This is a genomic window from Algoriphagus ratkowskyi, assembly GCF_002150505.1.
GTDB classification, from domain to species: domain Bacteria; phylum Bacteroidota; class Bacteroidia; order Cytophagales; family Cyclobacteriaceae; genus Algoriphagus; species Algoriphagus ratkowskyi.
The window spans coordinates 95,541-120,506 of sequence record NZ_MSSV01000008.1 but is presented as its reverse complement, the minus strand read 5'-3'; the positions used below and the strand labels follow the sequence as shown (position 1 = coordinate 120,506).

Genomic DNA, 24,966 nt, shown 5'->3' with positions numbered 1-24,966 from the left:
TCCAGTTTAAATAATAGTAATGTTAACTGGTAGTTAAGTGCAAATATCTGCCCCTTTCTAATTAGAAAGGGTTTGCTATAGCCAAGTATTATAATTTCTTCGCGGTTAAAATACAGTTATGCGAGACTCAGAATACAGATCATATACTGCGATCAGAGCTTCGGAACCTTTGGCTGCTGGATATAACTCAAAGTTCCCTATCTCCTCCCTGCTTTCTACGTAGACAGGATTGTATTTCTCATCATAGACATTCCATACGATCAGTAGATACTGATAACTGATTTTACTTGCTCTTCCCTCCTCTAGCCAAGATTCAAATACTTGTTCTTTTACAGAATTGGGATAATCAGATCCTTCAAACATGTATTTTTTAGTGGATGGTTTTAAATAGTTTAAAGATATATAAAAGCTTGAAGTAAGGAGCATTTTTAGTTATGGCTCCTTACTATTATCAGATCTTCAGAAAGTCTACCAAATCTTAATTCTATCGGCTGGAGCTTTATAATTCACATCTCCTGGCTGAATATTAAATGCGGTGTAAAATGGATCAAAGTTCATCAAAGGTCCATTCACTCGCCAAACTGCTGGTGAATGTGAATTAGTATTCACGTACGTTCGCAAGAATTCATCGCGGGTCTTTACTCTCCAGATTCGTGCGATAGAAAGACAGAATCGTTGATCAGGTGTAAACCCATCAATTCTAGTAGTATCCTGACCTTGCTCAGTAAGTTTAAATGCCTCATAGGCTATGTATAGCGCTCCGTTGTCTGCAGTATTTTCACCTATAGTCATACCGCCTTTTACATGCACAGAATCAAGCACGGTGAAGCTGTCATATCGCTCTATTAATTGCTGGGTTTTGGCCGTAAACTTCTCATAATCTTCATCCGTCCACCAGTTTTTCACATTCCCATCTTTGTCGTATTGAGCTCCTTGATCATCAAATGCATGAGTCAACTCATGGCCGATAACCATGCCGATTCCGCCGTAATTGATCGCATCATCTGCATAAAGGTCAAAGTAAGGATATTGAAGGATTCCAGCTGGAAAAACGATCTCATTGGTGGAGGGATTATAATATGCAGTGACTGTAGACGGCGTAGTGTGCCACTCAGCCTTGTCAGGAGCTTTACCAAACTTATCCAACATGTATTTTGCATTGTCTTTTCGAAGTGCCACCACATTTTCAAAGTACTTATCCTTTGCAATCTCCACATCATAGGTTCTCCACTCATCAGGATAACCTATTTTCTTGGTAATGGCGTAAAGCTTCTCTTTTGCTTGAATTTTAGTACTATCACTCATCCAGTCCAGTTGGGTAATACGACTTTCAAATGCTTTTTGAAGGTTATTAACCAAATCCAATACGCGCTTTTTTGCATCCTCATTGAAATATCGCTTGACGTACAATTGCCCAAGAGCATAACCTAGCTGACGATCAACTTTCTGCACCATTTGTTGTGCTCTAGTCAATTGTGTTGATTGGCCTGATATTACTTTCTGGTAGGAAAAAGATGCGTCCTCAAAAGGCTTGCTTAATTCTTCAGCGTAAGATGAAAGCGTATGTGCTTTGACGTAGGTTTTCCAATCTGCAAGTGGAACTGATACTAGCATCTTGTTCAGTGCTTCATAATAGGCAGGCTGGCGTATGTCCAAAGAATCCGCTGCTAATCCCAACTGCTCGAGCATAGGAGACCAGCCTAGATTTGCTTGCTTTTGATTTATTTCCTCAAGAGCTATTTTGTTGTAATTTTCCTTTACTACTCTGCGCTCAATCCTTGTTTTGTGTGATTTCGCTAAATTCTCTTCTACAGCATAAACTTTTTCAGCATTAATTTTCGCCGCAGCTTCAGCACTTCCTGTAAGTTGGAAAAGAGTGGATAGATAATCCACGTAGGCTTTTTGAATGGCTAAGGTAGATGAGTCAGTTTTGAAATAGTAATCTCTATCTGGCAAACCTAAACCTGTTTGAGTAAAGTGAGCGATGTTGATGCTACTGTTTTCGTCATCTGGAGAAATACCAATGCTTATAAAAGACTGGTTACCGGATTTAATTTCTCCTGTCACAAAGCTCATCAATTCCTTGACAGAGTTGATCGCTTCTATTGTTGACAAAACAGGTTGTATAGGTTCAAAGCCTCGCTGATTTATTGCGTCCTCATCCATCCCTGAGGCGTAGAAGTCTCCTACTCTCTGCTCTATGCTTGCAGTCGTATTTTCAGCGCGGGAAACTTCTTCTAAGATATTTTCGAGAAGCTGTTTTTGAGGAATATTCAAGAAGGAATAAGATCCTACTCCAGACTGATCACTAGCTATTTGCGCAGAGTCATACCAAATACCGTTGACATGCATAAAGAAATTATCTCCCGGCTTGATCGAGGAGTCTATTCCTTCCACACTTACGAACTGCTTTTTAGGTTCTGAGATTTCATTTGAATTTTGCTGGCCACAAGAGGCCAAAAGAATGAGGGAAGCATAGAGTAGATTTCTCATATCGTTAGTGTTTGGGTCTTATGCAAAAGGTAAAAGAATAAATTGAGTTGACAAGCCATATTTACATGACTGTCAAATAGCTTTTATTAATGATTAGTTTAACAATAAATTGGTTTGTCCAGTTAACTAACCGTACTTCATAATCAGTAATATGTACATTCACTTTTTGGCCAGTAAAAGACTAAAAGCAACATTTTATTTAGTGAACACTAGTAGAGGCTACTTCTGTTAGCCCACTTACGATAGCTATTTGAAGGTCATCTCGCCAATCAAGCTATCATTTAAAGGTTAATGGCATGATTGCGGATAATTAAAATTGGAAATAATCTATCCCTTATAAAAAAAATGAAAGACTTCTCTCTAGATTCTATCTCTTCCCAAAAAGGCAAAATAGCCCTTGTCACAGGTGCCAATATTGGCCTAGGTTATGAAACTGCGCTTGCTTTGGCAAGGAAGAAAGCAACCGTGATTCTAGCCTGTCGCACACTTACCAAAGCACAGCAAGCCAAGAAGGATATCCTAAAAGAAGTTCCTGAAGCTGATCTGGAGATAATCCTGCTTGATTTGAATAGCTTAGATTCAGTGAGAGAGTTTGCAGTAGTATTTTCCAAAAGGTATGAGCGACTGGATTTATTAATAGCTAACGCAGGGATTATGATGCCGCCATTTCAAAAGACTGAAGACGGATTTGAAAGTCAATTTGGAGTCAATTATTTCGCTCATTTTCTCCTGGTAAATCTACTTTTTCCTGCTTTAAAGAATACTAATAACTCAAGAGTCGTAATGCTCAGCAGCATAGCTCATAAGGGTGGAAAAATAGAATTCGATAATCTTAATTCTGAGAAAACTTATTCTAGCTGGAAGGCCTATTCTCAAAGTAAATTGGCTTGCTTGATGTTTGCCTATGAGCTTCAGAGAAGGATAGAAAAGGCTAAAATTAATTCCAAAGCTTTAGCAGCGCACCCTGGTTTCTCAAACACTAATTTAGGACAGTTACTCCCAACATTCGCTGCGAAACTCTTTAGTCCTTTGGCATCTTTTATTGGCCAGAATGCTAAATCTGGAGCGTTGCCGACGCTAAGAGCAGCATTAGACCCCGAAGCTAAAGGCGGAACATATTATGGCCCAAATGGATTCAGAGAAGTGAAGGGTAAGCCAGTTATCGTAGGTTCTTCAAAAAAATCCCACAATCAAGAAGTAGCCGCTCAACTGTGGGAAATTTCCGAGAAATTAACTGGAGATAAATTCGTGATTTAAGCTCAATTTCAACGATTCATAGGTAAACCTAATTACAGCATACTTATTTTTTCAAACTGTGCAGGTATTCAATACTTTTCGGTACCTGTAGAAAGTAAATCGGGCTTTCATCTTCAAGGTAAAAGTGTTGAACTCCTGCTTTTTTTGCTGCTTTAAGAATAGCAGGTATATCAAGCTGGCCATCACCTAGTATCACATCATTTTCTTTCGGCGTTCCTCCAGACATGTTGCCTACTATTCCTTTTCGTAGGTCTTTCAAGTGCATCAATTTGAATCGATCTCCATATTTATTAAGTAATGAGGCTGGATCTGCGCCAGGAAAAAATGTCCATAGAATATCCATTTCAAAGCTTACATACTTAGGGTTTGTCTCTTGAATGATTAGGTCGAAGAGCGTTCCATCTCCATATGGTTCAAACTCAAAGCCGTGGTTGTGATAGCAAAAAGTCAAATTAAAATCTTCCTTCAGGACCTTTCCTACAGCATTGAAATCAGCGACAGTTTTTTGAGCGTCTTCCAGCGAAAATGGCGCATTGTGAGGTATTGAAGCAACGCGAACAAATTCTGCTCCTAATGCTTTAGCATTTTCAGCTACTGTTGCAGTCTTTTCCATCAAGTCTTTGTAGCTAACGCCAAAGGATGAACAGTGCATTCCACGTTTGTCAAGTTCTTTTTTAATATCAGAAGCAGTACGTCCAAAAAGGCTAGAAAATTCCATATCAGTAATTCCCATCGCCTGAAGTGTGTCGAGTGTGGATGGCAGATCTTTAGCAAAGCTATCTCTATAGGTATAGGACACCATCCCTGGCATTTCGGGGAAAAGTGCGTCTTGGGCAAAAAGACTAGTGCTAATTAGTAAATATGTGATTATTGAAGAAAATAGATTTTTGAACATAATTAAAATTTTGATTTGCTAAATTAAGTTTATGGGGTTTTGATGCACTTATTTCAAAAAAAAATTTTAATGAGAGGATATGTGTTGTTTTTTCTAAAAAGATCGGCTCTTGGCTTAAACTCTTCTTATATCCAAAGGAACAAAATCCATGGCTACTAGGTAGTTATTGCTTGTGTTTTGAGATGCTGATTTTCTGGTTTGAAGTGATAAATATTCCGCAACTCTTCCTGCAAAATACCTTGAATCCACACCTGGATATGCATCACAAAAAGGCTTATAGAATTGCTTAAACTCGTTCTTTTTTGTTAGGTCTGATTTGATAATGTGCACCATGATTTCCCGAGTTTGATCCGTACTTACCAAAAAGTCAAAAATTCCTGCATCTAATGTGTTTTGTTTCTTTTTAATCACACTCCTGTAGCTAATAAGTGGAAGAAATGGCGCAGGACCATAGTGCCCTACCATGGTGTGTTCTGCAGAAGATTTACAGCCAAGTTCTGTGGCCCAAGAATTCATCGTGTTAATCGATGGCAAATTCAGCTTTACCCCCAAATCATAAAATTCTCTTCGTAATGGCGGTAAAAAACTATGTGATCTGATGGGGATTTTATTGTGAATTGCCCAAGCATGGATGCTCTTGAAAAGAGGATAGGTGAATGTATGCACATCATGATGAGAAGTAAGATGTGCCGGTTCTCGTTTAAATACCCTTTTAAATTTGCTGTATTGAGCCTCCAATTCACGCATAGCTTGATGCACATAGCCTTCAGTTGTATAGTTGCTATCCAATCCCTTGTATTCTGGAAAAAAGCCATTTTGATCTACCAAGCTTTTTACATCATCTGCTGGCGATACTGGAATCCCCGAGGTAATTGTATAATGTAAGCCTACATGGGTAGAATGCGACAAAGGCGTGTTACTATCCATATAATTAGTGTTCTCAAGAAACTCATAAAGACTAGAAAGCTGTTCGTCCTCCTCATTGGCCTTTCTATTTACGAGCACAGCTATGGAGTTTATCCAGCCATTTTTCAAAGCGAGTTTTGCTCCTAAGTCAATCTCCTTTACCACGCCAATATCGTCGGCAGTAATAAGAAATTGTTTACTAAGTATTGGTACATTTTGACTAGTGAAAACAGCTCCACTCCACACAAATGTCCGATTTGTCAATACATACCAAATGTCTATTTCTCGATACATCTCGCCCCGGATTGCATGAGAGATTTCCACATCCCATTTGATTTGCAGCTCTTGAGATTTGGGCGCATTCACAGAAGGTTTAAAAATTCTAGTGTTCACTAATTGAGTTACTATACCTTTGTAAGTCTCCATTATCCTACTGCTTTAGTGTTATTTCTTACCGATGAGGTAGTTGTACTTGACGAAGCACTGCCTGATGGCTGCAAGGAATTCCTTACTCGCATCAACTTACTAAGCATATCAAACCAAAAAGGAGCGCCTAATGAAATCGCAAAAGCAGTAATCAAGAATCCAACCCAGTTCAGAAATTCTATAGTATTAAAGCTGATATCAGTAACAGAGAATACTAGGTTGTTTTCCTGTAATTTTTCATCAAAGTATTGCTTATTAGCCTCAAGCTTAACATTATCCAGATTGCTATTGTTTGCCATCATATCTTTGGCTCCTTCCACATAGATCGCTCTCATGTCCTCATTTTTGGATAGATCCATCGCCAACTGAATAGTATCAACTTTAAATGAGCAGGCGATAATGAACCCAAGTATAAATGTCAAAAGAGATAATTTCCTCTTGTACCAGCCCGATATCCTCTCCATTTGTTCATTATACCATTGCTCTATAAGCCCCTTGAATTTTTCAATATCATCCCCTGCTTCATTCCAAAGCAGATTAAACTGGTATTTAGTGTCTTTTCCCAAAGTGAAATTTTTCGGTAGAAAAGGATTCACCGATTTAAGCCTATTGTCTAACTCCATTTTGAGATAGGAAAGCTCCTGTTTGGCTGATTCTATTTCAAATTCGCTTATAGTCTCAATACTTCTCAACTCTTTAATATCTATCTCCAGGTCCTTGATACTTTCCTCAAGCTCTGACAGATCAAAAGTTGGAATTATGCCCAATGCAGCACTTATATTTTCTACCTGGTTACTATTGGTGCCTTTTTTCAATAAATCTACCAGAGTCGTACTGAAGCGATCAGGACTGATATAAGATGGTTTGCTATTAATCCCTTTTGGGCCTAGATACCTGATGGATGGATGCTGGTAAAATGCATTGGTGAGGAGACTATTCGATGATGCATAAAATAAATTGACAATGGTATGATTGGTTTTGTTGGATTCGCCTTCATCTGCCAACAATCGCTCAATTCCAGCCAACAAATTTTTAGCTCTAGAGCTAAAAATAGATGTGAGGGATTCGATCAAGGTCATCGTAAAAAGACTGTACAAGAGAAAGATGAACACCAAACTGATAAATGTATCCAATACTATAAGTCCTGTCATGGCTGAGGGATTAGGATGGAAAGAAAAATTATATAAAAAATGAATATACAACTAGTCAATTAAACTATTGATAGGTTGATACTTATGATTTCAAAATACAATTAATCCGATTCCACGGCATGACCACCTTAGACATATCACATGCTGTTACCTTCACCAAGTAAAAAAAACTACAATTTTCTAAAAGTTAGAGGCTCATTCTACTTAGACAAATCATCTACTCTTCCCTCATAATCAAATTGCAAATCTTCATGCAATACTGAAATTAACTTAACCGCTTTAGCCAACTGCATTTGATAAAGTTTGTCCAAAACCTGATTTCTATGCTTTAGGAAGCCATATTGCCTTAGCTTTTCGCAAAAAAATAAAAGTACTTCAATCTGATCAGTCTTGACTTTACTCAACTTTAGAAGTTTGTTCATTTTTCGACGGAGTTTCTGAGCAGCCTTTTTTGCATAGTAAGAATGGTCACCTCTAGCTACCTGAAAATCAGCTTCAAGCTCTTCTTGTACCATCTCCAAATAGAGTCCTGGATTGTCTTTTTCATTTAGCTTAAAAAATAAGTAGGATTTATTATCTCGGCTGAATTTGCTCAAGTCAATGAGTAAATCGATCAATTCCTTCTCATTGAGGTAGCTGAGTTCTTTCTTGAGTTGAGCGAGACTTGGAATTTTCATGCTGCAAGTTAAACCTTGCCTTATATTTTTGCTAAAATCCTTACCATCGAAATGAATCTTCTTGAATAAGTTGGAGAACTTCTACAAATTAGCCTATCCCTATTTTTTATGAAAGAAATCCAGTCCATCATCCATGCATATGAAACCTTTCAAAAAGACGGCAAGAAATCAGCTTTAGCAACGGTGGTACAAGTAGATGGCTCGGCTTACCGACGTCCTGGAGCAAGAATGCTGGTGTCAGAAGATGGGGAATTGACTGGAGCAATCTCTGGTGGTTGCTTGGAAGGTGACGCGCTACGCAAAGCTCAAACTGTAATCTTTCAACAAAAATCCATGCTTGTCACCTACGATACTACCGATGAGGATGATCAGAAATTCGGAGTTGGCCTGGGTTGCAATGGAATTATACATGTTTTATTAGAACCTATTGATTATCAAAACACTATAAACCCGATTGAATTACTTAAAACAGCCATTTCTGATCGATCATTTTGTAGGCTGATTTCTATATTTTCAGTCAAATATTCAAAGCAAGAACAAGTAGGAACAAAAGTTCTTTTAAAAGGCAATCAGATCTATGGAGACAAAGATTATTTAAATAATTCTCTTTGGACTCAGATACAAAATGAGATCGATTCTACCGAATCTATTGACCACATCATCCGAAAGTATAAGGCGTTTGATGACGTACAGGTTTTCATAGAATCCATCAAACCAGCTATTCGAATCTTATTATTTGGAGCTGGAAACGATACGATTCCAATTGCTAATATGGCTGTTATGCTAGGCCTGGAAGTAATAGTAATAGATGGTAGAAAGAATCTAGCGACGACCAGACGCTTTCCTTCTGCACTTAAGATCATAACAGGTTCTGGAGATGAAGTAGTAGCTCAGCTGGAATCAGATAAGTATACAGTGGCATTATTGATGACGCATAATTTCGAATATGAAGCTCAGATATTAGTAGATCTAGTAAAATTGGATTTGCCTTATATGGGAATTTTGGGACCGAAGAAAAAGTCTGAGAAACTTATTGAGCGACTTGAGCGGAAAGGAATCACTGTCAATCAGGAGAATATCTATTCTCCCATGGGTTTGGACATAGGCGCCGAGGGTTCGGAAGAGATTGCTTTGTCCATTTTGGCAGAGGTGAAAGCGGTTTTAGCAAAAAAACAAGGTACCTTTCTGCGGAATAAGAAAGGCCCCATACACGAAGAGAACCGATGAAATCGGGCATGTAGAAAATCTCACACCTTGAGATGATTATCAAACATGCCAAATTCCATAGATCGATTGAAAAACAATTATACTTATATGACAACAGGAATAATCATACTTGCAGCAGGAGAATCAAGCAGACTAGGCTACCCAAAGCAAATAGCTAAGTACAAAGAAAAAACCTTGTTACAGTTGGCAATAGATGCCGCAAATGACTGTAAAGCAGACAAGCGTGTATTGGTTCTTGGAGCAAATCGTGATGAGATCAAGAAGACTTTTCCGGGAGCAAGTATCCCGAATATTCCTAATCCGTACTTTGAAAAAGGCATGTCTTCCAGCATCAAGGTTGGACTAGAATACATGCTTAAATTCGACAAGCCGGATCAGGTGATTATCATGCTTTGTGATCAGCCATTTGTGGATGCAAAGATCCTGAATAAGTTGATCGCAACTCAGAAAAAGGAAGGAAAAGGCATTATTGCTTGCGAGTATTCTAAAACTATCGGTGTGCCTATTCTTTTCGGAGCAGCTTATTATAAGGAATTGATGGAGCTTACTGGTGATGAGGGTGCAAAACAATTAGCTCTTGACCATGAAGATGATATGGTGAGTGTTTCCTTTCCAAAAGGTAAAGTGGATATTGATACTGAAGAGGATTTGAGAGACTTGAATCTGTAGCCCCTTTAAAATATTTCTCGCCACGACGCAACGGCGCGACGTTTAGTTAAATCTCCCAAGAACGCACTAAGGTGATATGTAAGTCTCCCGCAAGGGCGCAAAGGCGCAGTTTTTCGATAGTTTAAATAGCTTTTAATCTAACACTATTCGAAGGTCTAGTTGTTTTCAGTTCTTCAGCTGTATTTTTCTTTACGCCGTTGGGCCGCTGCGAGAGAATAATTTGAAACGCTGTTTCTAGAGCACATTTCGCCGCACCGCTGCGTCGCCGCGAGAAATATCACCCTCTCAGCTCCAACACCACTTTCTCCACCCATTCCACAGCATCCATCACATCCTGCTCAGTGGTATTCCTACCTAAGCTAAATCGTATCGAAGCTCTTCCCAGATCGGAATCCAACCCCATTGCTTGGAGCACATGTGAAGGTTTTGGGGAAATGCTAGTGCAGGCAGAACCTGAATTCACAGCTATTTTCTGACATATTTTGCGAAGTAAGTCCACTCCTTCTACTCCGCTAAAAGCAATGTTTGTGACGTGCGTAAGTCTAGTCTGACTTCCATTCAAAGATGTATTGGATATCTGTAAAAGCTTGTTTTCCAGTATATCACGTAATTTTTCCAAGCGATTTGATTCCTTATCCATTGTAGACATTCTAAGTTCGGCAGCTTTTCCGAAACCTACGATTGCTGGGACATTGAGCGTTCCACTTCGGAATCCTTTCTCGTGTCCACCACCATGAATCTGAGGCATTGGTTTAGGAAGTGAGTGATTATGTCGGACGTATAGCGCGCCTATACCTTTTGGGCCATAAAGTTTGTGAGCTGAAATAGCCATTAAATGAATTCCAGATACGGAAACAGGGATTTTACCTACAGCTTGGACGGCATCTGTCAAAAAAATAATTTCACTATCCTCAGCTAGTTTTGAAATCTCATTAATTGGATGAATAATGCCCGTTTCATTATTTACCCACATCAGGCAGATCATTTTGGTATGTGGAAGGATACTTAATTTCAAGAAGTTTAAATCAATATCTCCTTTATTGTCAACTGGCAAATAAGTCACCTCTGCCCCATTTTCCTCAATGGCTTTAATAGTATCGAGCACTGCTTTATGTTCAGTTTGGCAGGTGATGTAATGTTGCTTTTCTCCTTTGTGAAGATCAAAAGTCCCCTTGATCGCAAGGTTGATTGCTTCAGTAGCTCCAGATGTAAAAATGATTTCTTTTGACTGAGCGCCTATCAAATTAGCCACATGTTCTCTTGCTGCCTCAACAGCATTTTCAGCCACCCATCCGTATGCATGTGACTTACTTGCTGCATTCCCATAGTGCTCTCCAAACCAAGGAATCATAGCAGCAATCACTTCTGGAGCGCAGGGCGTGGTAGCATTGTAATCAAGATAAATAGGGTAATTCATTATTGAAATTGTAAGACGATCCTATTATATAATTGAACGCCATTAGAAAATTTGACAATTCCCCCTTTACAAAGGGAGCAAGGGGGATTTTTACTAAGTTAGTAATAAGATATATGGCTGTAGATAATTTAAATTCAAAAATTGAAAAGTTTACAGCTGAAAAAGCACTTAAAAATTATCAACTTCAACCATGCAAGAAACCTGGATATTAAAACTCCCATCATTTGAAAAGCCAACTTCCAAAGAACTCAAACAAGTTTTGGCAGAAAATGAAAAGGACTTAGGGATATTCCTCTCTTACTACTTCAAGAAGGAAGGTGCCCTCGCAGAGAAGGTTAATTTGAATTCCGAGATTAATTTCAAAGATGAATGCTCAGGAAATTTTGAATTAGAATTTGATTTGGTTCACTACAATGCCTGCCTTGCTATTCATGATCAAAAGCGAGATCAGATAAAAATCACCTTTGAGATAGAAAATGATAGGCTGAACCTCAAAGGCCCTTATTGGCCTGAACGGGAGATGGATGAAATTTAGATACTAATATCAAGACATAAGTATTAAGTAGATAGACAATAGCATTTAGACTTGAGACACAAGAAGTGAGAGCCTATAATAAAGAGCCTAGATTAAAAACAAGAGATAAGAATTTCTATGATTTACGGGTTCTTATTGACTTTACCATTAAATAAAAAGCACTTCCATATTTTTGGAAGTGCTTTTTGCAATACTCTTATTATAAAATCTGGCAACTAAATCATGCCCTCTTTATTCCCAAATTAATATCCTGAAATTCCTTTTGATCTATAAAGGGCTGGCTTCTTAGTCTTCTTTCGGTTGCGCTGAAAATTGCATTGGCAATAGCTCCGCCTGTTGGTGGAAGGCAAGGTTCACCCAAACCTGTTGGATCAAAACCGCTGTCTACATAGTAGGTATCTACAGCTGGCACTTCTTTCATGCGTATCAATCGATACTTGTCGAAGTTAGTTTGCGTAGGTAATCCACCTTCAAAAGTTAGGTTTCCATACATTGCATGCCCCATACCATCGACCACGCCCCCTCGAACTTGATGATCTGCTCCAGTTGGATTCACGACCATTCCACAGTCAGTGATCACATGAATCTTCTTTAGAGATGGGGTACCATTTTCCATCTCAATATCAGCCACTTGTGCTACATAAGTTCTGTGAGAATAATATACTGAAAAACCCTGCTTCACATTAGGATTCTTTCCCCAATTGGATTTCTCAGCAGCCATCTTTGTCACCCCGATCATCCGATCTACGTCATACTGAAGATCACCTCCTACTGGATTTGCTTTCGCTTTATCCATTAATTCCAATCGGAAATCCACTGGATCTTTTTGGGCCGCTAAAGCTACTTCATCCAAAAATGACTGCTCTGCATAAGCCAAGAAATTGGTAATCGGGGCTCTCCAAGCATTGGTAGTAATAGATGATTCGTAATTCACATTGTCAATTAACAAATTGGCTACCGCCCCAGCTGGAAAATTATGTTCTCGTGTACTATTTCCGGTATTCATCCCTACTCCACGTAGTTTGTAACCCGTCATGTTTCCATCAGCATCCAATGCAGCTTCAAATTTATACCGAACCGCAGGTCTGTAAGCGCCGCCAGTCAGATCATCCTCTCGGCTCCAAGTTACCTTTACAGGTGCTTTCATGATTTTGGAAACATGAACCGCTTCCGCTACAAAATCTGCTCTAAGCCTACGTCCAAAACCTCCTCCTAATCGAGTGATTTCCATCGTGATATTCTCCGCAGCAATTCCTGATACCGCTGCAGCCTCACTTCTAGCTCTTTCTGGCGTTTGAGTTGGACCGACTAACTCTACAGAATCATCTTTCACGTGTGCAAAAAAATTCATAGGCTCCATCGGAGAATGTGATAAGAATGGACATTGATATTCAGCGGTGACTACTTGAGCTGCATTCTTGAAAGCATCAATTACATTACCATCCTCCCTTCTTATTTCTGCTTTTCCATTAGCCATTAGGTCCTTGAAAATCAGATCATGATCTGCTGAACTCTCTACTATTCCATCAGCTTCGTATTCTACTTTTAAAAGTTTTTTAGCTTTCATCAAAGGCCAAGTGGAAGTACCCACCACAGCAACACTATTTTCGAAAGTCACTACATCTTTTACTCCAACTACATTTCTCGCGGCAGTGTCGTTTATAGATTTGATTTTCATCCCAAAAGGAGGACGCTGAATCATTGCGTGGAGCATTCCTTCCCGGTAGAAATCCAAGCCAAAAAGCGGTTCACCTTTAAAAATCGCACCATTCTCTACGTTCTTTACGGGCGTACCAATAATCTTAAATTCCTTCTTGTCTTTTAAAGTGATCTCCTCAGGAGCGGTTAAAAGTGATGCGTCATTAGCGACTTCACCGTATCCAATCTTCTTGCCACTAGCTTTATGATAAATGATACTCTCTGAAGTGGTCAATTCCTCAGCGGGAACTTCCCATTGCTTAGCGGCAGCAGCGACCAAAAGGTATTTGGCCGTCGCTCCGGCTTTGCGCAAGCGCTCCCAAGAATGAGGCATCGCACCTGATCCTCCAGTCAGTTGACGCTCAAACTTGTCAGTATCCAAATTAGCTTGAAGTACTCTTACTTTGCTCCAATCTGCATCCAGTTCTTCAGCTACAACCATCGGGAAGGAAGTCTTAATATTTTGCCCTAGCTCCGGATTAGGTGAATAAATCACAATGTCACCGGTTGGCGAAATAGATAAGAATGCATTAAAGTTCTTGGCTTGTCCTAAGATTGCCTCCGTGCTGAGAACTTCCATTTTTGGCGAGTCACAACTCATCCAATTGAAGCCAATGAATAGTCCTCCAGCAGTAGTTCCAGCTATTTTGAGGAAATCTCTTCGATTCGTTTTAGTAAGTGTTGCCATGATTATTTGGATTTAGCAGCCATCGCAACGGCCTCTCTGATTTTATGATAAGTACCACAGCGACAAATGTTTCTATTCATTGCTTCATCTATTTCTTCCATAGATGGAGATGCATTTTTTTTAAGAAAAGCTGAAGCATTCATTATTTGACCTGCTTGGCAATAGCCACACTGGGCTACATCTACTTCTGCCCATGCCTTCTGGACTGGGTGATCTCCATTTTCTGAAAGTCCTTCAATCGTAGTGATTTTGTCTTCCGTCAGACTAGCTGCAGGTGTGACGCAAGAAAAGATGGCCTCACCATTCTTATGAACTGTGCAAGCTCCACACTGCGCTATTCCACAGGAATATTTTGTTCCGACCAGTCCAAGATGATCGCGAAGCACCCAAAGTAATGGAGTGTCTTCTTCCACATCTACCGAATGGGCCTTCCCATTGATTTTAAGATTTATAATTGCCATTGGATCTTAATTAAGTTTATGCTGTTAAGATATAGCAAATCAGGCGAGTAGAGAAACCGATTATAAAAAATTTAATGTAATTACTTTCCCAATATCTCCAGCAAAGGCGCAGATTATAAATGACATCGTTCAATTATGAATTTTTCATTCCATAGAAATAGGTTGAGCTATTTATCCACTTAAGCAATATGTTATAGGTTGAAAGTGGAATCGTTACCTTGGAATATGTGCATTCCTAATAGCACTCATCAAGGTCATTAGCAAAAAAATCTGTTATCCTCGCACCTTTTACAGGGCATAGGAGTTTAACCACCAATAGTTCGACAACCAGCTTTTACAGCACTCTTATGCTTACGATTTTATCAAAAACACTGAAATACCTAATGATCACCATCATTTCAATTATTGTCATCCTAATTATTATTATTACACTTTTTCTCACACTTAGCCCACAATTCGGAGGTAGTTCTTCCAAACAGAAACTTGCTCAATACGAAAAATTAGCCTATTTCGAAGATGGAAAATTCAGTAATCTAGTACCAACCAACATGGACATGGATTTTTCTGAAGCGATTAAGATGCTTCCTGAGTTTTTCAAAAATGATCCCAGCCGCAGACCAGATTTTGAATTGCCTCTTGAACGCAGAGATTCTTTGGAATTAGTAGGTAAAGACCTTCCTACGCGATTAGTTTGGTTTGGTCATTCTACATTTTTACTGCAGATCGAAGGAAAAAACATACTAATTGACCCGATGTTTAGCGAAATCCCATCTCCTACTCCACTATTTGGGAAGAAACGTTACAGTAAAGAATTGCCAATTACAATAGAAAAACTTCCACAGATTGACATGATTATTATGTCTCATGATCACTACGATCATTTGGATTATGAATCAATCAAGAAGTTGAAAGAAAAAACGAAAGCTTTCTACATGCCTCTCGGTATGGGCGCGCACTTCGAAGAATGGGGAGTAGATTCTTCAAGAATTCATGAATTAGGCTGGTGGGACGAGATTCAAACAGACGGACTGGTATTGGCACTTACTCCGGCAAGACATTTTTCTGGCCGAGGATTGAATAATCGATTTTCTACTCTGTGGGGATCTTGGGTGATCCGTGGTGAAAGCGACAATATATTCTTCAGCGGTGACAGTGGATATGGTCCACATTTTAAGGAAATCGGCGAGAAATACGGCCCATTCAACTTTGCGATGATGGAGTGTGGGCAATACAACGAGCGATGGACGGATATTCACATGGTACCTGAGGAAACAGCTCAGGCAGCGAAAGATATTAAAGCAGCAGTATTTATGCCGATACATTGGGCAGCATTTACGCTGGCTATGCATTCATGGACAGATCCCGTGGAGCGAGTAATTGTAAAGGCTAAGGAAATTAATCAGCCAATTTTTGTGCCTGAGATTGGACAATTTATTGAGTTGGATAAAAATCTTATTACAACCCGAAAATGGTGGCTTGAGCCTACAACTCCTTCTAACCAGATGATTTCCAAACAGTAGAAAATTGCTTTTTAAGAATTACTGCTACTTTTCTCAACTTGTAAAATAGATTCAAGTAAAATCACTTTTTAGTAATGGGAATGGTTTGAGGCATTTTCCCTAATTTAACAATCTAAATACAATATATAATAACCTAAAAAACCTATGGCTCAGACTATCAAAGCAGCTATCGTGGGAACTGGATTTATCGGACCAGCCCATTTAGAAGCCCTAAGAAGAATTCCTAATGTCCTAGTGACTGGTCTCGTAGAGGTCAATCAGCAAGTGGCAGATGCTAAAGCTGTTGAACTTGGAATCCCTAATGCCTACACTTTTGACAATATGCTGAAGGATGAGGAAATCGATGTAGTACACATTTGCACTCCTAATTTCCTTCACTTTCCGCAGGCAAAAGCTTGCTTGCTAGCTGGTAAGCATGTGGTGTGTGAAAAACCACTATCTATGACTGTGGAAGAAGCTGAAGAGCTAGTTAACCTAGCTAAAGAAAAAGGCTTAGTCAATGCTGTTCATTTTAATCTACGCTATTATCCAATGGTGCGCCAGATGAAGGTAATGCGAGAGAAAGGCGAATTGGGTGAAGTGTATTCTGTGATGGGATCATATCTACAGGATTGGCTTATCCACAAAACTGATTACAGTTGGAGATTGGATCCAAAGCAATCTGGCGGCTCAAGAGTTGTTGCAGATATCGGCTCACATCTATTGGATATGACCGAGTATGTGACTGGATTAAAAGTGACTGCTGTAATGGCTGATTTTTCAATCGTCCATCCAACTCGTTTGAAACCTTTAAAAGCTGTAGAGTCTTTCTCTGGAAAAACACTAGATCCTTCCGATTACGAGGAATACGAGGTGACTTCTGAGGATTATGCGACTATCATGCTTCGATTTGACAATGGTAGAATAGGTTCTATTGTAGTGAGTCAAGTAAATGCAGGTCGTAAAAATCGTCTGAATATTGAAATTTCAGGTTCTAAAGCCAATTTCGAATTCAACGCAGAGAAACCAAATGAACTTTGGATTGGTCACCGTGATTCGGCAAACTCGATTTTGATGAAAGATCCAGCTTTGGTAGATGAAGGAGCTCGTTCATTGGTTAGTTTCCCTGGAGGACATCAAGAAGGTTTTCCAGATACTTCCAAGCAACTTTTCAAAGAAGTATATGCAGCCGTGAGAGAAGGCAAGCAGCCAGAGAAACCTACTTACCCTACTTTCGCAGATGGTTGGAGAGAATTAATTATCGGTGATGCAATCGTAGAAAGTAATGCGAACGAAGCTTGGGTGAAGATCTAAGAAGAAATAGGATGCTAGATGTTTGTTGGCCGATGTTAAAATTTGCTAGACATGGGGGACATTTTACAACAATTATTATTCTCTTTCAAATGCAACCAGTTTAGATTATAAATCGTATTTTCAACTCTAACTAAAACAAGATAACAATGAATTTGAAAAAAAGCTTTTTAGCTATTGCCCTACTAGCATTTGTAGGCTTTGCCGCTAATGCACAAGAGAAAGCTAGCCCAGCCAAAACCGCAGAAGGAATGATTGGAGATGCTAAAGTAACTATTAACTATAGCAGCCCAGCTGTGAAAGGTCGTACGGTTTGGGGAGATTTAGTTCCTCTAGGAGAAGTATGGAGAGCAGGAGCGAATGATGCAACTACATTCACTACTACAAAGGATATTATGGTGGAAGGCAAGAAACTAACTGCTGGAACGTATAGTTTCTTTATCATTCCTGGTGAGTCTTCTTCCACTTTCATTTTCAACAAAACTGCTAAGCAGTGGGGAGCATTTGATTATGACAAAGCTCAAGACGCTTTGAGAGTAACTGTTCCTTCAGGACAAGGTTCTACAATGGAAGAGCGTTTAGTTTACCAAGTAAAACCTTCAAGCTTTGAAGTAAGATGGGAATATGGTGTAGCTACTGCCAAATTGAGCAAATAATTTAGAAGGAAAATTTCTTCGAAAGCCACAAGGATTTGATTCTTGTGGCTTTTTTTTAGATCTGCTTGGCTTAAAAAAGGAAATACTCGCGTACGCCAAAATCCCCATTCTGGGAGATTAATTCCTCCCAGAAGATTTTATTTAATGAAAAATATGCCCTTAATAACTAACAAAAACATAAACCCCACTTGGCATTAAGCTTGGATAATCACTAGTCAGAATTGAATATCTAACTAACCAAAACTCTTATACCATGAATTCTTTACTTTATATTATCGCAGTTATACTACTTATAGGATGGGCAATCGGAGTATTTATATATAGTGTTGCAGGTCTTATCCATATACTTTTAGTACTTGCTGTGATTGCGATCCTCTACAAACTTATCACTGGTAGAAGCGCAGTATAGCATTTCGAACTAATCAAAATACTAAAGTCCAAGCTTTCCTTATGGATCAAGCTTGGGCTTTTTACTTTTTACGTATTTCCTGAGAAACTACGATTTTTTCTGTAGAAATCGCTCGCGTCCCGATAGAACGCTGACCTGTACAGCATTCCTTTCTAAAAACCAGATGTCCCGCTTGTACTGGATTCACATTGAGGGTGATTAATCTTTCTATCCTACAACATCAATCTCAATGCCCTTACTACCTCAAAATCCCGTATTTTTGCCTTGCATGCTTAACAATTTCGATTTCAACATTTTCGACCTCCCGGTAGCGGAAATTATTCCTCAAGTAAAAACCCAACTTTCTACTTCTAATTCTTTGATTATTCAAGCTCCTCCGGGTGCGGGAAAGAGTACTTTGCTTCCTCTAGTATTGCTAGATGAACCTTGGCTGGTAGGCAAGAAGATCTTAATGCTTGAGCCTCGGCGATTGGCGACCAAGACAATTGCGCAGCGGATGGCATCGATGACGAATACTAAGTTAGGAGATCTGATTGGTTATAGAATTCGCTTCGAATCAGTTATCTCTGCCAATACAAGACTAGAGGTCATTACCGAGGGCATATTAACCCGCATGCTACATTCGGACAATGGGCTGGAAGATGTGGGATTGGTTATCTTCGATGAGTTTCACGAGCGAAACCTGCATTCTGAAGTTGCACTGGCACTTTGCCGTGAGGTGCAGCAAGTGCTGAGACCTGATCTGCGCATCTTGTTGATGTCTGCAACTATAGATGCAAATGTACTTTCTGGATTGCTTGGCTCAACCGTGATTGAGAGCAAGGGTCGGCAATATCCCGTAGAAGTTAATTACATGAATGAGGTGGACCAATATTCAATTGGAGAAGATACAGCGCGGCAGATTATTCCGTTGACCAAAGTTCATAATGGGGACTTTTTGGTTTTTCTGCCAGGTCAGGGCGAAATCAGAAAGGCTCAGGAAATACTGAAAAAAATGCTTCCTGATGATCTCGTTTTGCCACTTTACGGACAACTTTCACTGGGTGACCAGAATAGAGCTATCCTACCTCATCCTTCAGGGAAACGTAAAATTGTCCTTTCCACAGATATTGCAGAGACTTCCTTGACAATCGAAGGAGTTACGGTAGTGGTGGATTCGGGCTTCGCCAAATCATCCAGATTTGATGCAAGATCCGGTTTATCACGATTAGTTTTACATAGAATCAGCATAGATTCCGCAGACCAAAGATCTGGTCGTGCAGGTAGATTGACTGCTGGTCATAGCTATAGACTTTGGACAAAAGCCATTCAAAATCAATTGAATGAATACCGTACGCCTGAATTGATGGAGGCCGACTTAACAGGGTTGGTACTGGATATGAAAGCCTGGGGAAAGCAAGATATCCGATCTATGACTTGGCTTACTACTCCTCCAGCTGGGACATTGGCTTTAGCAGAAAAAACGCTAGAGTCTATAGAAGCTATCTTAGAAGGAGAACTTACTCCGCATGGTCGGGAAGTTCATAAGCTACCCACGCATCCAAGAATTGCACATATGTTGATCAATGCAGTAAAAATCGATCAACTTGGTTTGGCGACCGATATAGCTGCAATTTTGGATGAACGCGACCCTCTTGGACCTGACGCAGGTGTGGATATAAATCTGAGGATCGAAGCATTAAGAAGGTTTAGAAAATACGATGTCAGCATTTCAGGAATCAAAAAAATAGAAAAGTTGGCTGCTTCTTACCGCCGCATGTATTCTATCCTACCTGAAAACGGGCCTGTTGATCCTTGGCAAACAGGTCTACTCCTTGCCTATGCATATCCAGAGCGTATAGCAGCAGCTCGCCCGGGTAACAATGCTCAGTTTCAGTTAGCAAATGGTAAAATCGCCCAGATTGCACACAAAGATGATTTAGCACATGAGTCCTGGTTGGCCGTGGCACATGTTGATGCAAGAGAAGGCATGGGCAAAATCTGGATGGCTGCTCCTATCAATCCCAAGGATTTGGCTCCTATGCTAAAGACCAAGGAAGTGTTGAAATGGGATAGAAAAAAAGGAGGACTACAGGCGCATTCTGAAATTAGAATTGGATCGATTATCCTCGGTACTCGTCCCTTGTCAAAGTATGCCGCTGGAGATGTGACTGAAGCGATTTTGGAAGCTATTCGTGAGGATGGTGAGTATTTACTGGATTTCAGTGAGAATGTAGAGCAATTGATTTTGCGTGTTCATAATTTAAAAAATTGGCATCCAGACCAGAACTGGCCAGATTGGTCGATAGCCGGTCTATGTGAGAAACCAGAAACTTGGATAGCACCTTATTTACAAAACATCACTAAGAATGATGATTTTAAGAAGCTGAATTTAGTTCAGATACTTTCAAGTAGTTTAGATTTTACCCTTCAAAAGCAATTAGATCAATTTGCGCCTGCAACTATAGCAGTGCCTTCGGGAAGTAAAATCAAACTGGAATATCGAATAGATGAAATTCCGCTTCTTGCGGTTAGACTTCAGGAGCTTTTTGGCTTATTAGAAACTCCTAGAGTAAATAATGGAAAAATCCCTGTGTTAATAGAGATGCTTTCTCCAGGTTATAAGCCAGTACAGCTAACTCAAGACTTGAAGAGTTTTTGGAAAAATGGTTATTTCGAAGTGAAGAAGGAGCTGAAAAGACGCTATCCTAAACACGAATGGCCTGAGAATCCATTAGAAGCTCAAGCCATAAGCGGCGTTAAGAGACGATTTTAAGCGGCTACTTGATCTAGCTTATCCAAGTAATCCAGAAATTGCAGAAATGAAGCAATAGTAAATGGCGTGAATTCCTGAGAATGGATTGTCTCCAAGAATGCTTGACGAAGAATCGGATAATCTTGGCCATTATAAAGTTTACTAACAGCTGTGGAGCGGAAAGCCGATTCTACCAAGTTACAATCATGCATAAGGTTTTCCGATTGACGCAGAAACTCTTGCTCCAAATACTTAGGATCAATCATTTGGTCTAACCAAGCAAATCCCGTATTTAAAAAAAATTCTTCAACATCATTGATAATTTTTGAAAGATCAATTTCATCAGATACTGTAATTTTTTTTGGGTAGATATTCCCCAGTTTGTCAGGAGTTTGTGCAATTGTGATCGATTGTTCTGCGTAACTAAGGGGACTTGGAAGGAACTTCTGGACAAGTTCCTCTACAGCATTGATGCGTATTGCGAGGTGATATTCAATGTTTATGTCTTTTAACCCTTCTGTGAAATGCACGAAAATAACTTGTTTACCATGCGGAAAAACCTTCTCAAACAGCAAATGGGAATGAATTAATGCGAAACCATATTTTTTAAAAAACTCCGACTGTAAACCCACAACATCCATTTTCCTCATGACAAACGACTTTATTTTGTATAGGAACAAGCACAAGAATCGGGCGATTATAATTTAATCCTCAGAAAACAACTCTTTAATCTCTGTTAATATTGGTTCTACCTCTAGTTTTTTCAATTCCAAACTCCCCTCATCTTCTGGATTGTGTAGGTAGTGATTCCAGTGCTTCTCAGCTTTACGAAGTGTGCGGGGTGTCATGTCAAATTCCACTTCGTCCAAATACATTTTGGCTAAGGTTTGCGCTTTGAAATTACCGAAAAGAAATACTCTAAAAATATCTACAAAGCGCTGACTTAGATCGAATTCTTCCAAGATCTGAACAAAGGCACCCTGCTGAGGTCTATTCTTCTTATCATTGATAGCTTCGAAGATCGCATCTAGAGATTCTTCATTGAAAGATGATTGAGAAAGTGCTCGGCAAGCGAGGTAAGCAATTTCCCAACTGTCCCCTTTCACTAGTTCGATCACTTTATCTCTCCCACTTTCATCCAGATTTTTACCCAGTTTATCTGCAAAATAAAAAGCCTCCTTTTCACTGGGGTCACTCATGTGCTTGATTAAGCCTTGGATTTCCTCGTCCATGTTTTTTCGGTTTATTTGTGCAAATATAATTGAAAAGCCTCCCCCACTATGATTTCTGGTAACCCAAAGTTAATTTCTCTCGAAAAGTATCAGGCAATACTTCAGATCGCTGAAAAGCAAGGCTTGGAAGGGACGTACGATAAGACAAAACATCAATGGGTAATTTCAAACACTGAAACTTGGACTGCGCGAGTGTCAATACCTTGGAATGTGGCTCCCGATGAGAAAGGCGAGCTAACAATAAAAGACGATTTTCATCTGGCTTTGGTAATGATCCGAGCAGGTATCGCAGTCACAGGTTATTTTCATAATGGAGTTATGCTGGATCATAAGGTTTTCAGAGCTTATATGGTGAGACAGAAACAGGGGAAAAGTCAAATCAAATACCTTAAGACCAAAGGAAAATCCAGAGCTGGTTCTCGATTAAGGCTGGGAGAGAGTGAACAGTTTTTTGAGGAAATCAATGAACGACTGCAGCGGTATGATTCTGATTTCCCTATCACCACATGGGGAATCAGCTGTGGGATGACGCTATTCCCTTACTTTTTTGCAAGTGAGACTCCCCCTCCATTTTCTAAGAAACAGGATAACCTGATCAGCATTCCTTTCCATGTGCAGCAACCTGACTTTGAGACGCTACAGACAATACACAAGAAATTGAACGGAATTCATTTGTTGGTTTCAGAGGCAGGCGAAAGTATTTTTGATGATATTGAGGGAGCAAGTTTGCACGAGAGAAATGAGGAAGAGGATTGGTGAATAAATAATCAATGGACAAATTCCATGAGGACGGTTGAAGACTCGCTGCAAATGTCCATTACTGCTTCCACAAACTAACCTATCTACCTATGTTTTTATTAACTTAGCTTTCATCATACAGTTGTATTTACCATGACAAAATTTATCTTCCTTTTATTCGCTAGTGTCTTCCTCCTCCAGTTCTCGACCACTAGTTCGCTTGCTCAGGAGGTGTTTATTTATAAAACTGTTGACACCACTCAGCTTTTCATGGAAGTCAGATATCCAGAAAAAATGAACCCTGCGGAAGAATATCCAGCCTTGGTATTCTTTTTTGGCGGAGGATGGAATTCGGGCTCTAGAGCACAGTTTGAGCATCAAGCTAATTACTTTACCAAGAGAGGCTTGGTTTGCTTTCTGGTGGACTACAGAACCAAAATTCAGCATAAAACCTCTCCTTTTGAATCTGTGAAAGATGCCAAATCTGCGATAAGATACTTGAGAACTCATGCGGAAAATTTCTATATAGATCCGAATAAAATCATTGCTACAGGAGGTTCAGCAGGTGCACATTTAGCAGCTGCTACTGCTCTGATAGATGGCTATAATGAAAACACTGACGATCAGGATATCAGCCCTGTCCCAAATGCACTCGTGCTTTTCAATCCAGTTATAGACAATGGGCCGGGCGGATACGGTTACGAAAGAATTGGCGATGAGTTTAATGATTTTTCTCCTTTGCACAATATAAAAGCGGGGGCTCCTCCTACCCTGTTTTTACTTGGCACAAAAGACAATCTCGTGCCTGTGGTTACTGCACAATATTATCAGATGGTCATGGAAAAAGTGGGAAGTAGATGTGACTTGATCCTCTATGAAAATCAGCCCCACGGTTTCTTCAACTACCCAAATTTTGAATATTACCAAAAGACAGTTCAAGCAGCAGATGATTTTTTACAATCCTTGGGTTATTTGCAAAAGGAACCGGTGGTGAATATAGAATAGATGCAAGGACCTAGTCGATGATTAAAAATCAATTGATACGAGTTCAAGATTATCAATCTTGAACAGCATAGAGAAAGGACAAGATTTTTATGCTACGCTAAAAGACAAAATCTTTGAGATTTTAGAAACCAAAAAGAATGAAATAATAAAAGCCGAAGTTTCCTCCGGCTTTGGTACTCGTTAAGTTTTAAATTAATGCGAAGTATTGGTCACTTCACCAGGGTAATTAGCATTCAGCAAATTCATGGTCTCGTGAGCCACCTTAATGTTGTACTCATAGGCTAAGCTCTTATAGTTCACCAAATCGACTATTGTTCCAATGAAGCAAAGACCAAGAGTTAAGATATATAGGATACCAAGCCCAATTTGACCGAGGATAAATCTGTGTAGTCCTGCAAATCCAAAGAATCCTAGCAGGGTTAAAATCAAAATCATCTGAGAGTCCTTTCTTCTTGCACGGTAAACTTGTGCAAAAAGAGAAGCTTGATCCTCATCCATGCTTTTCATCAAACCCTGGATATAACCCAGTTCCATTCCTTCTAATTCAGGAAGATGTCTTAATACATTAGCCATAATTATGTGTTGTTTTTAAGTTTCTTAATAATTGCCAAATTCTATAGATAATAACTACGTAGGCTAGAGAAGCCAATGGATGCATGTCCCAGGAAGCTTGAAAATCTCCGCGTACAAGAAGACTCATAGACCTTCCAAGTCCACATCCAGGACACCATTCGAATCCCAATTGACTCAGTGGACAAAGACTTAAATGAGTGCCACCTTGAGAATCCAATAGAACCACTGCTACTAAACTTCCGATCCAAAAGATCAGCTCAAGCGGCAAGTTTGATATCCATCGGCTAACTACCTTCATGCTGGGATTAG

General features: G+C 39.6%; 25 protein-coding genes. 11 read left to right on the top strand and 14 right to left on the bottom strand.

The features are described from left to right. Positions 1-105 precede the first annotated feature (105 nt). Both BVH02_RS10440 and BVH02_RS10435 read right to left on the bottom strand, forming a co-directional pair. Positions 106-363 (bottom strand): hypothetical protein, encoded by a 258-nt coding sequence (locus BVH02_RS10440; RefSeq protein WP_086501392.1) that lies wholly within the window; start codon positions 361-363, stop codon positions 106-108. A gap of 105 nt (positions 364-468) precedes the next feature. Continuing rightward, a complete protein-coding gene (locus tag BVH02_RS10435; RefSeq protein WP_086501391.1) occupies positions 469-2,493 on the bottom strand; it encodes a M13 family metallopeptidase in 2,025 nt (674 codons plus the stop codon). A 345-nt stretch (positions 2,494-2,838) separates the two neighbouring features. On the opposite strand from BVH02_RS10435, the gene BVH02_RS10430 reads away from it, so the two are divergent. After that, positions 2,839-3,750 (top strand): oxidoreductase, encoded by a 912-nt coding sequence (locus BVH02_RS10430; protein ID WP_086501390.1) that lies wholly within the window; start codon positions 2,839-2,841, stop codon positions 3,748-3,750. Between the two features lie 43 nt (positions 3,751-3,793). Here the strand turns inward: BVH02_RS10430 and BVH02_RS10425 are convergent, their stop codons facing one another. From BVH02_RS10425 to BVH02_RS10410, 4 genes are all read right to left on the bottom strand, one after another. Next, positions 3,794-4,645, bottom strand: coding sequence for a sugar phosphate isomerase/epimerase family protein (locus BVH02_RS10425; protein WP_086501389.1), 852 nt, complete (start codon positions 4,643-4,645; stop codon positions 3,794-3,796). A 114-nt stretch (positions 4,646-4,759) separates the two neighbouring features. Beyond that, positions 4,760-5,977, bottom strand: coding sequence for a ChbG/HpnK family deacetylase (locus BVH02_RS10420; protein ID WP_086501388.1), 1,218 nt, complete (start codon positions 5,975-5,977; stop codon positions 4,760-4,762). Further along, positions 5,977-7,128: a hypothetical protein gene (locus BVH02_RS10415; protein WP_086501387.1), complete on the bottom strand. Its 1,152-nt coding sequence runs from the start codon at positions 7,126-7,128 to the stop codon at positions 5,977-5,979. The genes BVH02_RS10420 and BVH02_RS10415 overlap by 1 nt, the downstream gene beginning before the upstream one ends. A 200-nt stretch (positions 7,129-7,328) precedes the next feature. Beyond that, positions 7,329-7,805 carry a hypothetical protein gene (locus BVH02_RS10410; protein WP_086501386.1) on the bottom strand — a complete coding sequence of 159 codons (477 nt, stop codon included), beginning with the start codon at positions 7,803-7,805 and terminating at the stop codon, positions 7,329-7,331. Positions 7,806-7,913: 108 nt separating this feature from the next. Between BVH02_RS10410 and BVH02_RS10405 the strand changes: the two genes are divergently transcribed. Continuing rightward, complete coding sequence (locus tag BVH02_RS10405) at positions 7,914-9,032, top strand: XdhC family protein (RefSeq protein WP_086501385.1); 1,119 nt, start codon at positions 7,914-7,916, stop codon at positions 9,030-9,032. A 45-nt stretch (positions 9,033-9,077) separates the two neighbouring features. Then, positions 9,078-9,701 carry a nucleotidyltransferase family protein gene (locus BVH02_RS10400; RefSeq protein ID WP_205635725.1) on the top strand — a complete coding sequence of 208 codons (624 nt, stop codon included), beginning with the start codon at positions 9,078-9,080 and terminating at the stop codon, positions 9,699-9,701. A gap of 277 nt (positions 9,702-9,978) precedes the next feature. Here the strand turns inward: BVH02_RS10400 and BVH02_RS10395 are convergent, their stop codons facing one another. Further along, positions 9,979-11,118 carry a cysteine desulfurase family protein gene (locus tag BVH02_RS10395; RefSeq protein ID WP_086501384.1) on the bottom strand — a complete coding sequence of 380 codons (1,140 nt, stop codon included), beginning with the start codon at positions 11,116-11,118 and terminating at the stop codon, positions 9,979-9,981. Between the two features lie 190 nt (positions 11,119-11,308). On the opposite strand from BVH02_RS10395, the gene BVH02_RS10390 reads away from it, so the two are divergent. After that, on the top strand, positions 11,309-11,653 hold the full coding sequence (locus BVH02_RS10390; protein ID WP_086501383.1) for a hypothetical protein: 345 nt from the start codon (positions 11,309-11,311) through the stop codon (positions 11,651-11,653). 220 nt (positions 11,654-11,873) lie between these two features. On the opposite strand, the gene BVH02_RS10385 is transcribed toward BVH02_RS10390, so the two are convergent. Together BVH02_RS10385 and BVH02_RS10380 are read right to left on the bottom strand one after the other, a co-directional pair. Continuing rightward, positions 11,874-14,039 (bottom strand): xanthine dehydrogenase family protein molybdopterin-binding subunit, encoded by a 2,166-nt coding sequence (locus tag BVH02_RS10385; protein WP_086501382.1) that lies wholly within the window; start codon positions 14,037-14,039, stop codon positions 11,874-11,876. Between the two features lie 2 nt (positions 14,040-14,041). Next, positions 14,042-14,500, bottom strand: a complete 459-nt coding sequence (locus BVH02_RS10380; RefSeq protein ID WP_086501381.1) for a (2Fe-2S)-binding protein — start codon at positions 14,498-14,500, stop codon at positions 14,042-14,044. A 347-nt stretch (positions 14,501-14,847) separates the two neighbouring features. On the opposite strand from BVH02_RS10380, the gene BVH02_RS10375 reads away from it, so the two are divergent. The 4 genes from BVH02_RS10375 to BVH02_RS21230 all read left to right on the top strand — a co-directional run bounded on the left by BVH02_RS10375 (position 14,848) and on the right by BVH02_RS21230 (position 18,375). Further along, positions 14,848-16,020, top strand: a complete 1,173-nt coding sequence (locus BVH02_RS10375) for an MBL fold metallo-hydrolase (protein ID WP_240507408.1) — start codon at positions 14,848-14,850, stop codon at positions 16,018-16,020. Between the two features lie 144 nt (positions 16,021-16,164). Next, positions 16,165-17,313, top strand: coding sequence for a Gfo/Idh/MocA family protein (locus BVH02_RS10370; RefSeq protein ID WP_086501380.1), 1,149 nt, complete (start codon positions 16,165-16,167; stop codon positions 17,311-17,313). 146 nt (positions 17,314-17,459) lie between these two features. Further along, positions 17,460-17,966 carry a DUF2911 domain-containing protein gene (locus BVH02_RS10365; RefSeq protein WP_086501379.1) on the top strand — a complete coding sequence of 169 codons (507 nt, stop codon included), beginning with the start codon at positions 17,460-17,462 and terminating at the stop codon, positions 17,964-17,966. Between the two features lie 253 nt (positions 17,967-18,219). After that, positions 18,220-18,375 carry a lmo0937 family membrane protein gene (locus BVH02_RS21230; RefSeq protein WP_111357127.1) on the top strand — a complete coding sequence of 52 codons (156 nt, stop codon included), beginning with the start codon at positions 18,220-18,222 and terminating at the stop codon, positions 18,373-18,375. A 61-nt stretch (positions 18,376-18,436) separates the two neighbouring features. On the opposite strand, the gene BVH02_RS21895 is transcribed toward BVH02_RS21230, so the two are convergent. Continuing rightward, positions 18,437-18,562 carry a hypothetical protein gene (locus tag BVH02_RS21895; protein WP_262481339.1) on the bottom strand — a complete coding sequence of 42 codons (126 nt, stop codon included), beginning with the start codon at positions 18,560-18,562 and terminating at the stop codon, positions 18,437-18,439. A gap of 81 nt (positions 18,563-18,643) precedes the next feature. Between BVH02_RS21895 and hrpB the strand changes: the two genes are divergently transcribed. Beyond that, on the top strand, positions 18,644-21,130 hold the full coding sequence (hrpB, locus tag BVH02_RS10360) for an ATP-dependent helicase HrpB (RefSeq protein WP_086501378.1): 2,487 nt from the start codon (positions 18,644-18,646) through the stop codon (positions 21,128-21,130). Here the strand turns inward: hrpB and BVH02_RS10355 are convergent. Further along, entirely contained in the window at positions 21,127-21,759 is a 633-nt protein-coding gene (locus BVH02_RS10355) for a hypothetical protein (protein ID WP_143244203.1), read from the bottom strand. The two genes, hrpB and BVH02_RS10355, sit on opposite strands and share 4 nt — an antisense overlap. 54 nt (positions 21,760-21,813) lie before the next feature. After that, positions 21,814-22,341 carry a hypothetical protein gene (locus tag BVH02_RS10350; protein ID WP_086501376.1) on the bottom strand — a complete coding sequence of 176 codons (528 nt, stop codon included), beginning with the start codon at positions 22,339-22,341 and terminating at the stop codon, positions 21,814-21,816. Positions 22,342-22,389: 48 nt separating this feature from the next. Between BVH02_RS10350 and BVH02_RS10345 the strand changes: the two genes are divergently transcribed. Both BVH02_RS10345 and BVH02_RS10340 read left to right on the top strand, forming a co-directional pair. Further along, positions 22,390-23,100 carry a hypothetical protein gene (locus BVH02_RS10345; protein WP_086501375.1) on the top strand — a complete coding sequence of 237 codons (711 nt, stop codon included), beginning with the start codon at positions 22,390-22,392 and terminating at the stop codon, positions 23,098-23,100. 132 nt (positions 23,101-23,232) lie between these two features. Continuing rightward, the gene (locus tag BVH02_RS10340; protein ID WP_205635724.1) at positions 23,233-24,084 is read left to right on the top strand and encodes an alpha/beta hydrolase; all 852 of its coding nucleotides are present in this window, start codon (positions 23,233-23,235) and stop codon (positions 24,082-24,084) included. A 192-nt stretch (positions 24,085-24,276) separates the two neighbouring features. Here the strand turns inward: BVH02_RS10340 and BVH02_RS10335 are convergent, their stop codons facing one another. Both BVH02_RS10335 and BVH02_RS10330 read right to left on the bottom strand, forming a co-directional pair. Continuing rightward, positions 24,277-24,657 carry a TM2 domain-containing protein gene (locus tag BVH02_RS10335; protein ID WP_086501374.1) on the bottom strand — a complete coding sequence of 127 codons (381 nt, stop codon included), beginning with the start codon at positions 24,655-24,657 and terminating at the stop codon, positions 24,277-24,279. Continuing rightward, positions 24,650-24,955 (bottom strand): DUF2752 domain-containing protein, encoded by a 306-nt coding sequence (locus tag BVH02_RS10330; protein WP_086501373.1) that lies wholly within the window; start codon positions 24,953-24,955, stop codon positions 24,650-24,652. The genes BVH02_RS10335 and BVH02_RS10330 overlap by 8 nt, the downstream gene beginning before the upstream one ends. Between the last annotated feature and the right edge of the window lie 11 nt (positions 24,956-24,966).